Below are 18551 nucleotides of genomic sequence, written 5' to 3' on the forward strand. Positions count from 1 at the left end.
ATACTAATTACCTCCTAATTTTGCATCCTTGTATACTTCCACGTCGTTCCATCTCAGAATCAATAGCATTTAATACTTCCCATTTTTTCAAGCTCCACATTGGACCAATTAATGAGTCTCTTGGTGCATCTCCTGTTAATCTGTGGATAATTATATCTTTTGGAATAATTTCTAGCTGATCACATATAATATCCACATATTCTTCCTGTGATAAAAGTTGTAAACGTCCTTCATGATAGTCTCTTTGCATTCGGGTATTTCTCATCAAATGAAGCAAGTGTAACTTAATTCCCTGTATATCACTATCCTCAACTGTACGCCTTACATTCTCAATCATCATTCCCTTAGTTTCACCTGGTAAACCATTTATCAAATGAGTGCATACAAGGATACCTCTAGCTCGTAAATTTTTTACACCATCTAGGTAAGTTTGATAGTCGTGAGCACGATTTATAAGGTCGCTGGTCTCTTGATAAGTAGTTTGAAGACCTAGCTCGACCCAGACGGTCATTCGCTCGTTTAGCTCTGCCAGATAGTCAATAGTTTCTGGTGGTAAACAGTCAGGACGTGTACCAATATTTATTCCTACCACATCTGACATACTGACAGCCTGTTCAAAACGCTCACGCAATACCTCAACTGGAGCATGAGTGTTAGTAAAGTTTTGGAAGTATACAATATATTTCTTTACACCTTTCCACTTTTTGTGGAGAAATTCAACTTCCTTCTCAAATTGTACGGGGATAGGTTGCTCTGGCGCCACAATCATATCTCCCGAACCGGATACCGAACAAAAGGTGCAACCTCCTGAAGCAACAGTACCATCTCGGTTAGGGCAGTCGAATCCTGCATCAATCGGTACTTTAAATATCTTTTGGCCAAAGTTAGCTCGCAAGTATTCGTTCCAAGTAGTATAAGACTTTTGGGTCATTTTTGCTCTCCCTTAAATCGTAGTTGAAAACGCCAAGCGTCATAATAGGGATACGCATATAATACACACCCACTTGCCAACAAATATCCACCGATAATATCAGTAGGATAATGTACTCCCAGATAAATTCGTGAAAAACCAACGATTAATACAATTAGTCCTAAAGCTATCGCAAGTATGGTTTTTGAAGATCTTGTTTTTAATCTAGCAGAGAAGATAAAAAACAAAGATAGAAATACTACCATTGAAGTTGCCGCGTGCCCACTTGGAAACGAAAGTGTTGTTTCATGTACTAAATGCACTCCATCTGGTCTACTTCGATTATATACATATTTTAAAATCGGATTTAATATTCCTGATACTAAAATAAAATTACCAGCTAGAAAAACTGATTCACTATACCACTTACGCCAGATAAACAATAATATTAAAACAATCATTATAATAATAATTGAAATTGGATTAACAATCCCTGTAAAGAACTTAAGGAAACTAGTCATTGAATCACTACGTAATGAAAATGCCCAATTTTGAATAGCGCTATCAAATGGTTTAACTGTGTCTGGGTAAAATTTTATTGTGTAACCTAAAAACATAAGGACTAGTAAAAGGACACTAGCCGTAAATCGGTAATATAATTTATTTTTCATAAAGATTATTATAACATTTTGGAATTAGCTTACAAGATTTTTAAATATAGTCTTTCATCTTATTAACATGTGGATAAGTTTATATAGATAGTTGATTTCATTTAAAAACTGACATCATTTGTTAATAATGTCAGTTATCTTCTATTTATTGTTATAAATATTCCCAAGACTTACTTGAATTTCGCCTGATTGAATATCTAATTTTTCTACTTTTAAAATTGATTTATAATCCTCAACTTGGCGATCTCCATTAAAGACCCCTTCAGCAAGAACTGCAATACCTGCAAGTTGACAGTCAAACTCAGATACCAGACTACGCATTCCGTCAAAAGTTCCTCCGCCTTTCATGAAGTCATCTACAAGAAGAACATTGCTTCCTGATTTGAGACTACGCTTAGAAAGAGTCATTTTTTCTACTCGAGCACTTGATCCTGACATATAATTGACACTGACTGTTGCTCCTTCAGTGATTTTAGGGTCACGCCTTGCAATAACAAAAGGTACTCCTAAAATTTCTGCAACGGATTGAGCAATGGGCACACCCTTAGTCGCAATTGTCATTATTGCATCAATGTTTGAATCTCTAAACTCATGAGCAATAATTTTCCCAATATTTTTAAGAACTCTTGGATCACCTAAGAGATCAGAAAGGTAAATATAGCCCCCAGGTAAGATGCGGTTATCCTTTAATAATTCATCAAGTAGTTCTTTTGCAAGCACTAGACTAAAGTCATTACTGATACCTGGTGTAAAAACAACCCCACCGCTTACTCCTGCATAAGTTGTGATAATTCCAACTTCACTTTCCTCAAAAATCTTTTTAATAATTAATAAATCTTCTGAGATTGAAGATTTCGCAGCATTATAGCGATTACTAAAAAAAGTTAATGATGTTAATTGATTGGGATTATTTAAAAGATAGTTTGTAAAATCTACCAATCGTTCGCTTCTTTTCATAAATATATCCTTCCTGAATTTATATTATCTCTATTTTACACGAAAAAACACGAATATTCAATGGAATATTCGTGTTTTTATTATGTTATTCAGAACGATTAAATATATTAAGCGTTCCCACCATTTTTCTTAATGATTTCTTCTTGTACAGATTTTGGAACATCTTCATAGTGGTCAAATACCATCATAAATGTACCACGTCCTTGAGTTGCAGAACGTAGAGTTGTTGCATATCCAAACATTTCAGCAAGTGGAACAAATGCATTAACGATTTGGCTGTTACCATGTGCTTCCATACCATCAACACGGCCACGACGAGCAGTAACGTGTCCCATGATATCTCCCAAGTTATCTTCAGGAACTGTGATTGTAACTTTCATCATTGGTTCAAGAATTGTTGGGTTAGCTTTCTTAGCTGCTGCTTTAAGTGCATATGAAGCTGCAACACGGAATGCTGTTTCATTTGAATCGACATCATGGTATGAACCATCATAAAGTTTAGCTTTAACGTCTACGATTGGGTATCCAGCAAGAACACCGTTTTGCATAGATTCTTCAAGTCCTTTTTCAACTGCTGGGATGTATTCACGAGGAACTACACCACCGACAATAGCGTTTTCAAACTCAAATCCTTTACCTTCTTCGTTTGGAGTGAATTCAATCCATACGTGTCCGTATTGTCCTTTACCACCTGATTGACGTACGAATTTACCTTCTGCTTGAGTAGGAGCACGGAAAGTTTCACGGTATGATACTTGAGGAGCACCAACGTTAGCTTCAACTTTAAATTCACGTCTCATACGGTCAACAAGAACGTCAAGGTGAAGTTCACCCATACCAGAGATAACTGTTTCACCAGTTTCAACGTTTGTTTCAACGCGGAAAGTTGGATCTTCTTCAGCAAGTTTTTGAAGGGCAACACCCATCTTATCTTGGTCTGCTTTAGATTTTGGTTCAACAGAAAGTTGGATAACTGGTTCTGGGATTTCAATTGACTCAAGAATTACTTTATGTTTTTCATCAGCTAATGTATCACCAGTTGTAGTATCTTTAAGACCTACGGCAGCTGCGATATCACCTGAGTAAACAACATCGATTTCTTTACGAGTGTTAGCATGCATTTGTAGGATACGTCCGATACGTTCACGTTTACCTTTAGAAGTGTTTAAAGTATATGAACCTGATTCAAGGATACCTGAGTATACACGGAAGAAAGTAAGACGTCCAACGAATGGGTCAGTCATGATCTTGAATGCAAGTGCTGCAAATGGTTCTTCATCAGAAGCTGGACGAGTTTCTTCTTCGTCAGTATCTGGGTTGATACCTTTGATTGCAGGAATATCTAGTGGTGAAGGTAGGTAATCAATAACTGCATCAAGCATCATTTGAACACCTTTGTTCTTGAAGGCAGAACCAGCAAGCATTGGGTAGAATTCTACTTTGATTGTAGCATTACGGATACCATCTTTAAGCTCAGCTTCAGTAATTTCTTCACCTTCTAGGTATTTCATCATAAGCTCTTCATCAGTTTCAGCAACAGCTTCAACTAATTTTTCACGCCATTCATTAGCAAGAGCTTCATATTCTTCAGGATCAAAGTTTAATGATTTTAATTCTTCTTTAAATTCATCAGAACCTACAACAGTTTCTTTAATATCAGTACCAAGGTCGTTAGTATAGATTTCAGATGTCATAGTTACAAGGTCAATAATACCGATGAAATCATCTTCAGCTCCAATTGGAATTTGGATTGGATGAGCATTGGCATTCAAACGATCATGTAAAGTTGATAGAGAGTAGTAGAAGTCAGCACCGATTTTATCCATTTTGTTAGCAAATACGATACGAGGTACTTTATATTCAGTTGCTTGACGCCAAACAGTTTCTGTTTGAGGTTCTACACCTGATTGTGCATCAAGTACTGTTACAGCTCCATCAAGTACGCGAAGTGAACGTTGTACTTCAATTGTGAAGTCTACGTGTCCTGGTGTATCGATGATGTTTACGCGGTTACCTTTCCATTCTGCAGTTGTTGCAGCTGAAGTGATTGTGATACCACGTTCTTGTTCTTGCTCCATCCAGTCCATTTGTGATGCACCTTCGTGAGTTTCACCGATTTTGTGAATTTTACCAGTATAGTAAAGTACACGTTCAGTTGTTGTTGTTTTACCAGCATCGACGTGAGCCATGATACCGATATTACGAGTGTTTTCTAACGAAAATTCGCGTGCCATTAGGTTGTTCTCCTTAATTATTTAATAAATTTATTCTAACACATTTTAATACCAAAACAAAACTGGAAGGGCAGTAGCCCACCCAGTCATGTCTTGTATGTTTATCTATAAATATTTTTTGTCTAGTTAACTAGACGGTAATAACTTTGTCTTAATATCAATTTTTTAAAAGAATTGACTACAAAGTTTTTTGCCAATAAAGGCTTTCGAATATAATATTCGAAAAATCTTACCAGCGGAAGTGTGCGAATGCACGGTTAGCTTCTGCCATTTTGTGAGTATCTTCACGTTTTTTAACAGATCCACCAGTGTTGTTAGCTGCATCCATGATTTCTTTTGCAAGACGGTCTTGCATAGTGTGTTCACCACGTTTACGAGCAATTGTTACTAACCAACGAAGTCCAAGTGTAGTACGACGTTCTGGACGTACTTCAACTGGTACTTGGTAGTTTGATCCACCAACACGACGAGCGCGAACTTCAAGAATAGGCATAATGTTTTCCATAGCAGCTTCAAAAACTTCTAATGGTTCATTTCCTGTTGTTTCTTTAATTTGATCAAACGCACCATAAACGATGCTAGCTGCAGTACCACGTTTACCATCTAACATAAGGCGGTTGATAAGACGTGTAACGACTTTAGAATTATATAACGGATCTGGCAAAACTTCACGTTTTGGAGCTTGTCCTTTACGACTCATTTCGAGTTATCTCCTTCTTATTTTTATTAATCTTTTAAACCTGTAATCTACTTACGGTTAATGTATCTTATTCATAATTTAAGTAAGTCTCACTGTTTTTTGTGACCAGTAAATTCTGGAACAAAACTCAATAAAAATTGATAAATTAAGCTTTAGGTTTTTTAGTTCCGTATTTAGAACGGCTTTGTCTACGATCTGTAACACCTGCAGTATCAAGTGCTCCACGAACGATATGGTAACGTACCCCTGGAAGGTCTTTTACACGTCCACCACGGATAAGTACAACACTGTGTTCTTGTAGGTTGTGTCCGATACCTGGAATGTAGGCAGTTACTTCAATAAGGTTTGATAAACGTACACGAGCGTATTTACGAAGTGCAGAGTTTGGTTTCTTAGGTGTCATAGTACCAACACGAGTTGCTACTCCACGTTTTTGTGGTGATGAAAGCTTAGTTTGAACTTTTTTACGGCTATTGTATCCGATGTTCAATGCTGGTGAGTCTGATTTTTCTACTTTTGATTTACGCGGTTTGCGAACCAATTGGTTAATAGTAGGCATTTAATTAACTTACTCCTTATTTTTATAATTTGTGTTTTGTAGTCTTTAGATAACCAAGGGTGACTTGATTACCAACGCGGTCACGCAGACAACGGTTGTGTGTACCTTGCAACTTGTCAGCACGTCTCTGTACACTTTCGAGAGACCAAATGTAAAAAGTACCGTTAGTAATAATATCACTTAAAGTCACTAGTGTCAATAAAATTTACTTAGAAAATAAGTAATTAAAGGATTTTGCATACATTCCAATAAATATACTCAATTTTTTTCTATGTTACGATTAACAATTGATATATTTCTTTAGAAAATATTTTTCATTTCACTCGTGTACTTTTAGATATTTAGATAATTATTCATCAAGTATATATTGACAAAAAAATCGCTCACGCGATTTTATTTAGCTGTAGCTTCTGTTTGCTCAACGTCTTCAACAGTGAAACCTGCTTCTGTAAACTTATCTTTTATTTCTTTCTCTGATAATTTACCTTCAATCAAGATTTCAAGAATAGTTGTCTTATCCTCTTTATTGTTTAACTGAATAATACTAGAAACATTGAATTCATTTTCAGTTACTAAATCAGAAATTCTCTCAAGAACTCCAATTTCATTTTTCATGACTAAACGTAAACGAATTCCTGGTTCTCCATATCCCGCAATCTTTAAGAATGCATCAAATACATCCTTATCCGTAATTATTCCTTCAACTTTCCCATCATCAACAACCGGTAGCACGCTAACATTGTTTTCACGCATCAAATATACTGCATCCTCAAGAGAAGCGAATTGTGAAACTGTGATAACATTTTTTATCATGATTGCCTTAACTGTTGTCTTATTCAACAAGTAATTCATTTCATAAACTGATAAGCTAGTTGCCTTACTAGGACTAGCTTCAGCAATCGTACCTTCCGTTACCAAACCGACGAGCTTACCTCCATCAAGTACTGGCAAACGATGAATTCTTTTTTCACGCATCAAATCCGTAGCTTTCGCCACTTTCGTATCAGGAGTAACACTAACTACTTCTGTTGTCATAAAATCCTTAACTGCCATCTTTTCTCCTTATTATTTTTGTTTTTATAATTCAAATTCACTACCAAATTACTAAATTCTTATTTTGACTAATTGATAAACTTTTGTTTAGCCACCTAGATATGCTTTTCGTACTTCATCACTAGCAAGCAGTTCTTGCCCAGTTCCTGCAAGAACAATTTGTCCTGTTTCAAGGACATAACCTCTGTTCGCAATTGAGAGTGCCATATTAGCATTTTGTTCAATTAAAAGTACAGTAGTTCCTTGTTTCTGTATATCTTGAATTATATCAAAAATTTCTTGAATAAATATTGGTGCGAGCCCCATTGATGGTTCATCAAGTAATAATAATTTAGGTGTACCCATCAGAGCTCTACCCATGGCAAGCATTTGTTGTTCACCACCGGATAAAGTAGCGGCATCTTGATTTTTACGCTCCTCCAACCTAGGGAAACGGTCAAAAACTTTTTTAAGGTTTCTTTGATTTTCTTCACGGTCTTTCTTGAGAAAAGCACCCATTTCAAGATTTTCCAATACCGTCATTCCTGAAAAAACATGACGTCCTTCTGGAACTTGACAAAGTCCTGAGGAAACTATTTTTTGTGGTGCAGTCTTTTGTATTTCTTGCCCTTCAAAAGTAATAATTCCTTCTTTAGGACGAACTAGACCTGAAATTGTATGAAGAATTGTTGTTTTACCAGCACCATTAGCACCAATAAGTGATACAACTTCTCCCTCATTAACTTCGAAATTTACATCTTTTACAGCTTGGATGACACCATAATAAACAGACAAATTTTCAACTTTTAACATTATGCTTCACCTCCAAGATATGCTTCAATAACACGTTTATTATTCCTAATTTCTTCTGGAGTACCGTGAGCAATCATACGACCATATTCAAGTACATAGATACGCTCACAAACACTCATCACTAGTCCCATATCATGTTCAATCAAGAGTACAGTAATATCAAACTTTTCTTGGATTTCTTTGATCAAAATAGTAAGTTCTGCTGTTTCTTGTGGATTCATACCTGCTGCTGGTTCATCAAGAAATAAAATTTTTGGCTTTGTAGCAAGCGCTCTAACAATTTCAAGCTTTCTTTGTTGACCATAAGGTAAATTTTTAGCTAGAGTTTCAGTTTTATCCTCTAAATCGAATATTTTTAATAATTCAACGGCATTTTTTCTAAGCTCTTCATCCTGATTATAGAAGGCTGGTAAACGAAGAAATGTTGCAAGAAAATGATTTCTCTTTTTAGCACCCATTGCAATCAAAACGTTGTCCATTACTGATAGGTCTTTGAATAATCTAATATTCTGGAAAGTTCTCCCTAAACCAGATTGTGCGAATTTATAAGGAGGAAGACCATTTAGTTTTTCCCCATCAAGGACAATAGTACCTTCAGTAGGTTCATAAACACCTGTTAATAAGTTAAATAGAGTAGTCTTACCAGCTCCATTAGGTCCAATTAGACCTACTAACTCAGATTTCTCTAGCTCCATACTTACATCACTAACTGCCGTAAGTCCACCAAAGTTTTTTGTTAAATTTTTTACTTCAAGAAGTGCCATTTATCTGCCCTCCTTTGTTTTTTTATTAAATAGAGTTGATAATTTGAATTCTTTTGTACCAAGCAATCCTCCTGGACGGAAAATCATGACCATAATCAAAGCGAGTGAATATATTATCATACGTAAGCTTCCGAAATCTTGTAAGAATACATTTAGGAAACCTAAGGCAATAGCCGCAATTATTGTACCTGTAATTGAGCCTAGACCTCCAAATACGACTATAATAATGATATTTACTGACTGGAGCCAAGTGAAGTCTTTCGGTGTAACTGTACCAATTAAACCAGCATAGAGTGATCCGGCAATACTAGATAATACTGCTCCATACACAAATGCGATAACCTTAACTTTAGTTGTATTGACACCCATTGACTCCGCTGCAATTTCATCTTCACGTATTGAGAGAGTCTCACGTCCTGCTGTTGAATTAATAAAGTTCATAGTGAAAACGACAGCTAATACGACGAAAATATATACTGTTTGCCAGTTGGTGAATCTTGGAATACCTGATAGACCTGCTGCTCCATTTGTAAGTTCTCCTCCATTCATAATTAAAATACGAATGATCTCCGACACTCCCAATGTTGCTATTGCAAGATAATCTCCTTTCAGCCTCAATGTTGGAATACCAACGATTAAGGCAAGTAAGCCAGCTACAACCGCTCCAGCAAACATCGCCAAATAAAAATGTACATAATAACGACTATACATACCAACAATAGCAGCAGCATATGCTCCTACCGCCATAAATCCCGCAGTACCAAATGAGAATTGTCCACTAATACCCATGATAAAATTTAGCGCAACTGCAAGAATGATTTGAATACCAATATATGAAATAGTTTGAACACCGAATGGATTTATCACACCACCACCGATTAACAGAGATAATAATAAATAACCAGCTACTATAAGCGCCAACCAGGTAAGGTTAATTTTAAAATTCTTTTTCATATTACACCTTCTCCTTAACATCTTTACCAAGAATTCCTGATGGTTTAACAAGTAAGATGATAATTAAAATTGCATAAACAACTGCATCCTTATATCCTGCAAGCCATGAAAGCTTTCCAGGAAGTGATTGGGTAAATGTTTCTAATAAACCAATTACTATACCACCTAATGCTGCACCTGGAATAATTCCGATACCACCCAGAACAGCAGCTACAAAGGCTTTAAGTCCTGGTGTCATTCCCATCAGTGGATCTATTGAGCCATAGTAAAGACCAATCATAACTCCTGCTGCTCCGGCAAGTGCTGATCCTAGAGCAAATGTAAAACTGATAGTGTGGTCAACGTTGATTCCCATAAGTTGAGCAGCCTCTGTATCTACTGAAACTGCACGCATTGCTTTACCCATTTTTGTCTTTTGTACAATCAATTGAAGTAAAATCATTAAGACAAGCGAAGTTATCAAAATCATTAATTGGATATTTGTAATGTTTATTGATCCAAAAGTGTATTTTTTGACCTCAATTGCTTGTGGAAACTGTCTTGCTGAAGATCCAAAAAAGTAAATCATCACATTTTCAAGCAAGAATGACACACCTATTGCAGTAATTAAAGCTGCAATTCTAGTAGAATTTCTAAGTGGTCTATAAGCTAGAAATTCAATTATTACACCTAAACATCCTGTCAAAATCATCGATAGAATAAGAGCAATATAAAAATTCATATGTAAATTATTTATCAGAAAGTAACCTATAAAGGCTCCCATCATGTATACATCACCGTGAGCAAAGTTGATAAGCTTGATAATCCCATATACCATTGTATAACCTAAGGCAATTAGAGCATAGACACTACCAAGAATCAAACCGTTTACTATTATTTGCATTGATTCTCCTTTAAACTTTTTTCATTTTTATTCGGGGTTTACTACTTCTGCTTTAGATTCTACTCCATTATCTAAAGTTACAATAACAGCGGACTTAATTGGATTATGATTCTTATCTATAGTCATAACACCAGTAACTCCATTAAAATCTTTTATTTGAGCTAATTCTTTAGCTAACTGAGCTGAGTCTTCAACTTTACCTTTTTCAGCAGCCTCTTTTATCATGTAAACCGCATCATAAGCAAGTGCGGCAAAAGCAGATGGCTCTTGATTATTTGCTTTCTTAAAGTTCTTTATAAAAGGTTCAGTTTTACTACTTGCTGGCGCTTTCGGAGAGAAAGCAGCTACATAATGAACATCCGTTGCTGCCTTTTTACCTGAAAGCTGTACATAGGTGTCTGAAGCGAATCCGTCGCCTCCAATTATAGGAGCAGTGATTCCAAGTTCACGCGCTTGTTTTGTGATCAACCCTGTTTCATTATAGTAACCAGGCATTACAATTGCATCATAATTAAGTTTTTTAACTTTTGATAGCGTAGCTTGAAAGTCTTTATCTCCTGATTGGAACGTTACTGTATCTACAATATCTCCTTTAAAATTCTTCTTAAATGAAGAATAGATACCTTTGGCATAGTCACTAGAATTATCATAATAGATTAAAACTTTTTGTGCCTTTAAATTGTTAGTAACATAGGTTGAAATAATTCTTCCTTGATCACTATCTTGGAATATCGTCCTAAAGGCGAATTCATTAAGACGACCGTTTTTCATTAATGTTAAACTATCATCTGATCCTGAAGGTGTAATTAAAGGAACACCTGCTTGAGTCATATTAGGAATTGTTGCTTTTGCAGCTCCTGATGTTGCCGGTCCTACTGCTGCTACTACTTTATCATTTGATACCAAACTACTTGCTACACTGGCAGCTTCAGCATTATCAGATTTGTTGTCTTTAGAGACAACTTCTATTTTTTTACCATTGATGCCACCAGATTCATTAATTTCTTTAACTGCTAGGTCAGCTCCCATTTTTTCCTGTGATCCATAGGCTGCTACAGCTCCTGTAAGTTCTAAATTGTAACCGATTTTAAATGTATCACCAACATTATTCGCTGCACCTTCTGGCGCTCCAATTGGTGCTTGAGCACAGCCAGCGAGTGATAACGTTGCTAGAACAGCTAAAGCAGATTTAACTACTTTTTTCATATTTTAAACCTCTCCAAATTATTCATACTATTTATTTCCAAATATAATATCGTATTATATTAAATTGTCTGAAAATTGTCAATAATAAAATTCTTTAAACAGATACTTCTGTTACAAATAAAAAAGAAAGCTAGATGTAGCTTTCTAAATATATTTATATAAAAATTATTAACTATTTATCTTCCTTTTCTGAGTATATAAGTCCAAGTTCTTTCTTAATTTGTGATGATGAGGTTGCTCCACGAGGGAAATACATTATCTTCAAATTTGGAAAATTTTCTTTTAAAAAGTCAAATTTTCCTCTCCAGTCATCGCCCATAGCAAATATGTCCACGTCAAACATATCTATATAAAGTGCCTTATCATCCCAACTTTGCTCAGGAACTACTAAATCAACATATCTTAATGATTCAAGTATATATTTTCTTGTATCATATGATTGATAAGCTTTTTTTCCTTTTCCAGCATTAAACTCATCTGTTGATAACATGACAATTAGCTTATCTCCAAGATTGCGAGCATTACGCAACATGTTGATATGACTTTCATGAAGAATATCAAAAGTTCCAGCCACCAAAACAATTTTTTCTTTATTACTCATAAATCTTCCTTTTATATCTTTTTTTATTTAATATAACATAGAAATCAAGTCATAGCAATTGTGTTATATACAACTATTACATATTTTAGTGTTATAAATACTCTTCTCTTTTCCTATTATCAATAGCCATAAATATAAAACTTAGTATTGGAAGTGTGATAAATAGCCAACGACCGATATTTGGATTTATGTATCCAAAAATCGTTAAAATAACCGCCCAAATAAGCGAGATAAGCAAACGGCCTAGTGAAATTTTTTTAGAAAGTTCACCAGTAACTTTCATACCTTTAAATCTTTCTTTAGATATAGCATAGTTCAAGAATCCTTGACTTAGCCTAATTAAGATAAAGGCGACTCCATAATTCAATACTGCAAAGCTCGTGGGCTCAACCATTATCCATTTGGTCAATAAGGGAATAATTGATAATATTGCCATAAATATAAAGTCAAATACTACTATACTATCGGTTATTTCATCTACATCATCGTACATTTTATGATGGGTAATCCAGAAGTCGGCCATTAGGAAAAATGATACTAAAAATATCCCAATACTTTCTAAAAATTCACTATAACCGCTATTACCAGTGGGAATGGGTATCTCAAGCAACATAACTGTCGTTATTATGGCAATTATTGCATCATTAAACAATTCCAAGTGTTCACGTAATCTTTTGTTTCTTTTATGAGCACGCGCTTCACCCAGCTTCCTCATCTCATTGGGGACTTCTTTTTCATCCATATCTTTAAATTCTGGATGATTTTGCAAAAATTCTTCTTGCATTTCTTGACGAGTCTTTATAATTTCAGCTTCTTTTTCTGACTTATTTTTCATTCTTCTTTTTTCTAAAGAATTATTTTTATCTCTAACCATTTTCTGCCTCTATACATTTTATTTAGTTTAAAAAACAACAATCTAACGAATTTATTTTAAATAAAAATGCCTAACCTGTCAAATTATAGGTTAAACATTTTTCGCTTCCTTAAGGATTAACTACTTATCTTGCTTCAGCAGTATCAAGTACGATAGTCACAGGCCCATCGTTTACAATACTGACCTGCATATCTGCCCCAAATATACCTGTCTGAATATCTTCAATACCCTCTTCTTTTAGTTTCTCATTAAAAGATTGATAGCATTTACTAGCATAATCTGGATTCCCTGCCTTAGTAAAACTTGGACGATTACCTTTTTTCGTATCAGCATAGAGGGTAAACTGGGAAATTGATAAAATACTTCCCTGAACGTCTTTAACTGATAGATTCATCTTGCCATTTTCGTCCGAGAAGATTCGCATATTAGCAATCTTTCGCGCAGCATAGGCTATGTCAACTTCGCTATCTGTGTCTTCCACACCGACAAGTAAAAGTAAACCTTCTTTAATCTGTCCCACAACTTTCGAATCAATGGATACACCGGCTTGTGAGACTCTCTGTATTACTATTCTCATTTATCCATTTGTCCTTTTAACCGAATAAACATCTGGTACCATCTTGATTTTATCAACAACATAAGTTAACTCATTAAGATTTTTGATACCAAGTGAAACGTGGATATTTGCAGTCTTCATATCCTTACTTGGTACAGCTGATACAGAAACCAAGTTCTTAGTTGTATTACTTAGAACTTGTAGAATATCATTTAGAAGACCTGGACGGTTGAAACCATATACGTCAACGTTTGCAACATATTCTTTGCTGTTAGAAATACTAGAACCTTCCCATTCAACATCAATCAAACGACTTTCATAATCAGGCTGCGCCTTAACATTTTGGCAATCACTTCTATGGATTGACACTCCGCGACCTTTAGTAATGTATCCAATAATATCATCACCAGGTACTGGGTTACAACATTTACTCATACGAACTAGGAGACTATCAATATCAGCAACATTCACTCCACCATCATGGTGAACCTTCATTACATCAGCATTAGTCTTTTTAACCTCGCCACCTTGCATAAGCTCTTCAGCTTCTTGGCGTTGTTTTTCACGCTCACGCTCGCGACGTTCTTCTTCAGTTAACTTATTGAAGACACTTATAACCCCTGTCTCACCAAAACCTATTGAGGCAAAAAGTGCATCAGCATTCTTGAAGTTTAATTTATCGCAGACATCGTCAAGGTGCTTCTTATCAAGGTATTGATTAGCTACAAAATCATGTTCTTGCAAGTAATCTTGAAGCATCTCACGACCCTTATTAACAGATAATTCTTTGTCTTGATTCTTGAAAAAATTCTTAATTTTATTCTTGGCCTTATTAGTTTTAACCAATTTAAGCCAGTCTCTACTTGGTCCAAATGAAGATTTACTTGTTATGATTTCAACAACATCCCCTGTTTTTAAAACATGAGTAATTGGAACCATACGTCCATTAACCTTAGCACCAGTTGCTTTATCCCCTACTTGAGTGTGGATGGCATAGGCAAAGTCAATCGGAACACTTCCAGCAGGTAATTCCTGAACTTCTCCATCAGGAGTAAAGACATAGATCTTTTCAGCAAATATATCCTCTTGAACCTGCTTAACAAAATCTTGAGCATTGTTACTTGCATCTTGAAGCTCAACTAATTCTTGAATCCAATTCAAATTCTGATTAAGCTCTTCTGCCTTAGGAGATTTTCTCCCCTCTTTATAAGCCCAGTGTGCAGCAACTCCATACTCAGCAATTTCATGCATCTTTTTAGTCCTAATTTGAAACTCAATTGGTCCATTAGGTCCATAAACAGTAGTATGAATAGATTGATAACCATTTTCTTTTGGGTTTGCAATGTAATCTTTAAAACGCCCAGGCATTGGTTTCCATAAATCATGAATATAGCCAAGTGTGGTGTAGACATCACTAGTTGTATCTAATACGCAACGAATAGCTATTAAATCATATATTTGATCAAATCTCTTCTTCTTATCATGCATTTTTTTATAGATGGAATAAATATGCTTTGGTCTCCCATAAACATCCGCATCCTTAATACCAACATTTTCTAATTGTTCAGTGAGTTTTCCAACAACCTCTTCAACTAAAGCCTCTCTATCAGCACGCTTTTCATTCATTAAACTGCGTATGCGATAAAATTCAGGTTGATTTAAATAACGGAAAGATAAATCTTCAAGTTCCCACTTAATACTACTGATTCCTAGACGATGAGCAAGTGGTGCATAAATTTCCATTGTTTCCGTTGAAATACGCTTTTGTTTATCTGGACGTAGATGCTTAAGAGTACGCATATTATGAAGACGATCAGCAAGTTTGACCAAAATTACTCGCATATCACGACTCATAGCCATTAGCATCTTACGGTGATTTTCCGCTAATTGCTCCTCATGCGACTTATATTCAACCTTACCAAGCTTTGTAACGCCATCAACAATATTTCTAGCATCAGATCCAAATTCACGCTCAATATCATCAAGAGTATAGTCAGTATCTTCAACTACATCATGTAAAAAGCCACATGAAACAGTGACAGCATCAAGTTTTAAACCAGCTAAAATACCTGCAACCTGAATTGGATGCACAATATATGGTTCTCCTGATTGTCTATATTGTTTAGCATGGGCCTTTGTCGCGTAGTCAAGAGCCTTATTGACCATACGGACATCCTTTTCATTCATGTAAGTAGAGGCGATTCGTACAACCTGTGCGCCCGTCAAATTTGGTTCAGTAGCCATGTTTTCTCCTAGGGTTTAATTATCTTGCCTAAAATAAAATGTGACATTTAACTAGTTGTAATAATCTTCTGTTATTGTCCAACTTGTATCCAGCCACTCTTTATTTTGTCTGCCAATCTTTGAATAAAGAAAAAAGTTATTAAATATCTCTTTTGCATAGTCTTCAAATTATTAAATATTATTCTAACACCATTTATAGGAAAAAAAAAGCACAATGCGTGCTTTATGAATGCTTTAGTGAATAATTATCCACTTTGTTAATTTTTGTTCAATAATTCTAGATAAAAGCTTATTGATGAAAGTGTATAAAGAGGAGCAGTTTCAGCTCTCATTATTCTTGGACCAAGACCAATAAGCTTAGCCCTCAAACCCACTAACCTATCAATTTCACTAGGACTGATTCCACCTTCTGGACCAAAGATAATTAATATTTTTTGTCCTTTTTTAGCTCCTTGCAATGCCTCTACAAATGTTGAATTTTCACCTTCCTTAGCTGATTCTTCATATGCCACTAAAACATGATCAAAATTCTTAAGTTCTCCTAGAAAATTAGCTTTATTCTCAAAAAGCGTAACTTCTGGAATCACTAGTCTTTTACTTTGTTCAGCAGCCCCAAGGCAAATTTTACTCAATCTTTCCTGACGCTTGGCAATTTTCTTACCGTCAAGTTTAGTAACTGACCAGTCTGCTGGGAATGCCCAAAGTTTATCAGCTCCTAACTCAGTTACTTTTTGAGCCAAGAAATCAAGCTTGTCGCCTTTGAGGAAACCAACTGCGATAGTCACACTAACTGGAAGCTCAGTATCTCGCTCAAGATATTCAAGAATCTGAACATTTTGATTTTCAACGACTTTAGCCAAAGCAAGTTTTTCTTCATTAAATACTAACTGAACTTCATCTCCCTCTTTTAGTCGCATGACGCTAAACATATGATTAAAGGTATCTTTATCTTCAATTTGAATTATAAAACCAATCTTTGGAGCATTCTTTTTAATAAAGTATTGTTGCATGATTTATCCTCCGATAACTCCCATAACATCGTCAGTTTTTTTGAAGATGCAAGCATTCCATTCACCTTGTTGCATACGAGTTTCAAGGAAAAATCCTGCTTTTTCAGCTGATTGTCTAACCATCTCCCACTTGCTCTCAATGATTCCACTCATGATTAGGTAACCATTATCTTTAACAATACGGTAAGCATCTTCTGTCATTAAGACTAAAATATCAGCTAAGATATTTGCGACGACGACATCAGCTTTTTTCTCTACACCATTTAGTAGGTCACCCACTGCAACATGGATATTTGTCATTCCTTCATTTAAATCAATATTTTCTTGAGCAACATTTACAGCCACTTGATCTAAATCATAGGCATAAATTTCCTTTGCTCCAAGTAATGATGCTGCAATTGATAGAACACCTGAACCAGTACCAACATCAAGCAATGTTTCTCCTCCACGAAGGATTTGCTCTAAAGCGTATAAAGACATTTTAGTTGTTGGGTGCGTCCCAGTACCAAAAGCCATACCTGGGTCAAGTCTAATAATTTTTTCAGATTCATTGATTGGCTCATAATCAGTCCATGAAGGTACAATAGTTAAATCATGGCTAATTCTCGTTGGTTCATAGTACTTTTTCCAAGAATCTGCCCAATCTTCTTCTGAAAGTTGGTTAGAACTTACTTTAACATCACCTACTTCGATTCCAAAAGTTGCTAGATTCTTAATTTTTTCTTCTACTTCCACTAAAATTTCTGAAATTACAAGATTTTCAGGGTAGTAACCAGCTATCGTAACAACATCAGATTGTTCAATTTCTGGCATAATTTCACCAAAGTTATCCACGTGATCTAAATAGTCAGCACTATCTTCAATCGCCAAACCTTGAGCTCCTGAATTAAGCATGATTTCACTAGCAGCTTCAACAGCCTCACGACCAAGTTCAACAGTTACTTCTTGCCATTTATCCATAATTATACATAACCTCCTAGTATCTTGGGTACTTAAAGAATTCAGTTTCAACCAAAGCAGCAGTCTTTTCGCCAAAAGCGTCGGCGTCAAATTTAGCTGAGAACTCCTCTGCTTCAGGATCTGCTAAAAAGTCCATTAAATCATCAAGGCCTTGATCTGCAGTTTCCTGTAAAAAGTCAACAAAGGCAGCAATAAATTCTTTAGATAGACCTTTTTCACTATAAGGGATCGTTGCAAGATATTCTTCAGCATCAACGCTAGACTTTTGTGGATTATAGAAAAGCACAGCATCCTCGTACAAGATATTTTCAGCCGACTCAACGTCATCAGCATCAACGATAGCTAGACCGTCCTTGTTCTCTGCTTCCAAAAGAAAGGCAAGCTCTACTGCATGATTCTTTTTATCCCAGTTAATTTCATAGTCATATGAAAAATTTTTATTAAGTTCGTCATTTAACTGACTTAAAAATCCTAATTTTGCCATTTTTATTTCCTATTCTATTCTTTAGATTATCCTTATTTTAACATATTTGGAAGAAGTTATAAGGGATATTATTTGAAAAGAAATTCTTCAAAGTGATGTTTAACAATTTTCAAAACATCTTGCAACATCCATAGTTAAC

19 protein-coding genes are annotated in these 18551 nt (G+C 35.4%); all 19 read right to left on the bottom strand.

What is annotated here, in order from left to right:
* Positions 1–7: 7 nt before the first annotated feature.
* Positions 8–931 (bottom strand): tRNA modification radical SAM protein MnmL/YtqA, encoded by a 924-nt coding sequence (gene mnmL / locus BG262_RS09225; protein ID WP_070788608.1) that lies wholly within the window; start codon positions 929–931, stop codon positions 8–10.
* Positions 928–1581 (bottom strand): phosphatase PAP2 family protein, encoded by a 654-nt coding sequence (locus BG262_RS09230; protein ID WP_070788609.1) that lies wholly within the window; start codon positions 1579–1581, stop codon positions 928–930. Before BG262_RS09230 ends, mnmL begins: the two co-directional genes overlap by 4 nt.
* 141 nt (positions 1582–1722) lie before the next feature.
* Positions 1723–2538 carry a pur operon repressor gene (purR, locus tag BG262_RS09235; RefSeq protein ID WP_070788610.1) on the bottom strand — a complete coding sequence of 272 codons (816 nt, stop codon included), beginning with the start codon at positions 2536–2538 and terminating at the stop codon, positions 1723–1725.
* 107 nt (positions 2539–2645) lie between these two features.
* Positions 2646–4772 (bottom strand): elongation factor G, encoded by a 2127-nt coding sequence (gene fusA, locus BG262_RS09240; protein ID WP_070788611.1) that lies wholly within the window; start codon positions 4770–4772, stop codon positions 2646–2648.
* Positions 4773–5001: 229 nt separating this feature from the next.
* On the bottom strand, positions 5002–5472 hold the full coding sequence (gene rpsG, locus BG262_RS09245; protein ID WP_070788612.1) for a 30S ribosomal protein S7: 471 nt from the start codon (positions 5470–5472) through the stop codon (positions 5002–5004).
* A 145-nt stretch (positions 5473–5617) separates the two neighbouring features.
* Positions 5618–6031: a 30S ribosomal protein S12 gene (gene rpsL, locus BG262_RS09250; RefSeq protein ID WP_070788613.1), complete on the bottom strand. Its 414-nt coding sequence runs from the start codon at positions 6029–6031 to the stop codon at positions 5618–5620.
* 393 nt (positions 6032–6424) lie between these two features.
* On the bottom strand, positions 6425–7084 hold the full coding sequence (locus BG262_RS09255; RefSeq protein WP_070788614.1) for a CBS domain-containing protein: 660 nt from the start codon (positions 7082–7084) through the stop codon (positions 6425–6427).
* Positions 7085–7171: 87 nt separating this feature from the next.
* Positions 7172–7876, bottom strand: coding sequence for an ABC transporter ATP-binding protein (locus BG262_RS09260; protein ID WP_070788615.1), 705 nt, complete (start codon positions 7874–7876; stop codon positions 7172–7174).
* Positions 7876–8640, bottom strand: coding sequence for an ABC transporter ATP-binding protein (locus tag BG262_RS09265; RefSeq protein ID WP_070788616.1), 765 nt, complete (start codon positions 8638–8640; stop codon positions 7876–7878). The genes BG262_RS09260 and BG262_RS09265 overlap by 1 nt, the downstream gene beginning before the upstream one ends.
* Positions 8641–9594 carry a branched-chain amino acid ABC transporter permease gene (locus BG262_RS09270; protein ID WP_070788617.1) on the bottom strand — a complete coding sequence of 318 codons (954 nt, stop codon included), beginning with the start codon at positions 9592–9594 and terminating at the stop codon, positions 8641–8643.
* A 1-nt stretch (position 9595) separates the two neighbouring features.
* A complete protein-coding gene (locus BG262_RS09275; protein WP_070788618.1) occupies positions 9596–10477 on the bottom strand; it encodes a branched-chain amino acid ABC transporter permease in 882 nt (293 codons plus the stop codon).
* 27 nt (positions 10478–10504) lie between these two features.
* Entirely contained in the window at positions 10505–11683 is a 1179-nt protein-coding gene (locus BG262_RS09280; RefSeq protein ID WP_070788619.1) for an ABC transporter substrate-binding protein, read from the bottom strand.
* 172 nt (positions 11684–11855) lie between these two features.
* Positions 11856–12284 carry a glycerol-3-phosphate cytidylyltransferase gene (tagD, locus tag BG262_RS09285; protein ID WP_070788620.1) on the bottom strand — a complete coding sequence of 143 codons (429 nt, stop codon included), beginning with the start codon at positions 12282–12284 and terminating at the stop codon, positions 11856–11858.
* A gap of 91 nt (positions 12285–12375) precedes the next feature.
* The gene (locus BG262_RS09290) at positions 12376–13158 is read right to left on the bottom strand and encodes a TMEM175 family protein (protein ID WP_070788621.1); all 783 of its coding nucleotides are present in this window, start codon (positions 13156–13158) and stop codon (positions 12376–12378) included.
* Positions 13159–13282: 124 nt separating this feature from the next.
* Positions 13283–13735, bottom strand: a complete 453-nt coding sequence (gene dtd, locus BG262_RS09295; RefSeq protein WP_070788622.1) for a D-aminoacyl-tRNA deacylase — start codon at positions 13733–13735, stop codon at positions 13283–13285.
* Positions 13736–15958: a RelA/SpoT family protein gene (locus tag BG262_RS09300; RefSeq protein WP_070788623.1), complete on the bottom strand. Its 2223-nt coding sequence runs from the start codon at positions 15956–15958 to the stop codon at positions 13736–13738.
* 257 nt (positions 15959–16215) lie between these two features.
* The gene (locus BG262_RS09305; protein WP_070788624.1) at positions 16216–16968 is read right to left on the bottom strand and encodes a 16S rRNA (uracil(1498)-N(3))-methyltransferase; all 753 of its coding nucleotides are present in this window, start codon (positions 16966–16968) and stop codon (positions 16216–16218) included.
* A gap of 3 nt (positions 16969–16971) precedes the next feature.
* Positions 16972–17928 carry a 50S ribosomal protein L11 methyltransferase gene (prmA, locus tag BG262_RS09310; RefSeq protein ID WP_070788625.1) on the bottom strand — a complete coding sequence of 319 codons (957 nt, stop codon included), beginning with the start codon at positions 17926–17928 and terminating at the stop codon, positions 16972–16974.
* 16 nt (positions 17929–17944) lie between these two features.
* Positions 17945–18412, bottom strand: coding sequence for a DUF3013 family protein (locus tag BG262_RS09315; protein WP_070788626.1), 468 nt, complete (start codon positions 18410–18412; stop codon positions 17945–17947).
* Between the last annotated feature and the right edge of the window lie 139 nt (positions 18413–18551).

This window comes from Floricoccus penangensis, assembly GCF_001832885.1.
GTDB lineage: Bacteria > Bacillota > Bacilli > Lactobacillales > Streptococcaceae > Floricoccus > Floricoccus penangensis.

What these genes read in the sequence shown, in the direction of transcription:
- dtd (WP_070788622.1), bottom strand. Translation starts at nt 13,735, where the DNA reads ATGAGAATAGTAATACAGAGAGTCTCACAAGCCGGTGTATCCATTGAT.
- BG262_RS09255 (WP_070788614.1), bottom strand. Translation starts at nt 7,084, where the DNA reads ATGGCAGTTAAGGATTTTATGACAACAGAAGTAGTTAGTGTTACTCCT.
- BG262_RS09260 (WP_070788615.1), bottom strand. Translation starts at nt 7,876, where the DNA reads ATGTTAAAAGTTGAAAATTTGTCTGTTTATTATGGTGTCATCCAAGCT.
- BG262_RS09275 (WP_070788618.1), bottom strand. Translation starts at nt 10,477, where the DNA reads ATGCAAATAATAGTAAACGGTTTGATTCTTGGTAGTGTCTATGCTCTA.
- BG262_RS09290 (WP_070788621.1), bottom strand. Translation starts at nt 13,158, where the DNA reads ATGGTTAGAGATAAAAATAATTCTTTAGAAAAAAGAAGAATGAAAAAT.
- rpsG (WP_070788612.1), bottom strand. Translation starts at nt 5,472, where the DNA reads ATGAGTCGTAAAGGACAAGCTCCAAAACGTGAAGTTTTGCCAGATCCG.
- mnmL (WP_070788608.1), bottom strand. Translation starts at nt 931, where the DNA reads ATGACCCAAAAGTCTTATACTACTTGGAACGAATACTTGCGAGCTAAC.
- purR (WP_070788610.1), bottom strand. Translation starts at nt 2,538, where the DNA reads ATGAAAAGAAGCGAACGATTGGTAGATTTTACAAACTATCTTTTAAAT.
- BG262_RS09280 (WP_070788619.1), bottom strand. Translation starts at nt 11,683, where the DNA reads ATGAAAAAAGTAGTTAAATCTGCTTTAGCTGTTCTAGCAACGTTATCA.
- BG262_RS09265 (WP_070788616.1), bottom strand. Translation starts at nt 8,640, where the DNA reads ATGGCACTTCTTGAAGTAAAAAATTTAACAAAAAACTTTGGTGGACTT.
- rpsL (WP_070788613.1), bottom strand. Translation starts at nt 6,031, where the DNA reads ATGCCTACTATTAACCAATTGGTTCGCAAACCGCGTAAATCAAAAGTA.
- BG262_RS09305 (WP_070788624.1), bottom strand. Translation starts at nt 16,968, where the DNA reads ATGCAACAATACTTTATTAAAAAGAATGCTCCAAAGATTGGTTTTATA.
- fusA (WP_070788611.1), bottom strand. Translation starts at nt 4,772, where the DNA reads ATGGCACGCGAATTTTCGTTAGAAAACACTCGTAATATCGGTATCATG.
- BG262_RS09300 (WP_070788623.1), bottom strand. Translation starts at nt 15,958, where the DNA reads ATGGCTACTGAACCAAATTTGACGGGCGCACAGGTTGTACGAATCGCC.
- BG262_RS09230 (WP_070788609.1), bottom strand. Translation starts at nt 1,581, where the DNA reads ATGAAAAATAAATTATATTACCGATTTACGGCTAGTGTCCTTTTACTA.
- BG262_RS09270 (WP_070788617.1), bottom strand. Translation starts at nt 9,594, where the DNA reads ATGAAAAAGAATTTTAAAATTAACCTTACCTGGTTGGCGCTTATAGTA.
- BG262_RS09315 (WP_070788626.1), bottom strand. Translation starts at nt 18,412, where the DNA reads ATGGCAAAATTAGGATTTTTAAGTCAGTTAAATGACGAACTTAATAAA.
- tagD (WP_070788620.1), bottom strand. Translation starts at nt 12,284, where the DNA reads ATGAGTAATAAAGAAAAAATTGTTTTGGTGGCTGGAACTTTTGATATT.
- prmA (WP_070788625.1), bottom strand. Translation starts at nt 17,928, where the DNA reads ATGGATAAATGGCAAGAAGTAACTGTTGAACTTGGTCGTGAGGCTGTT.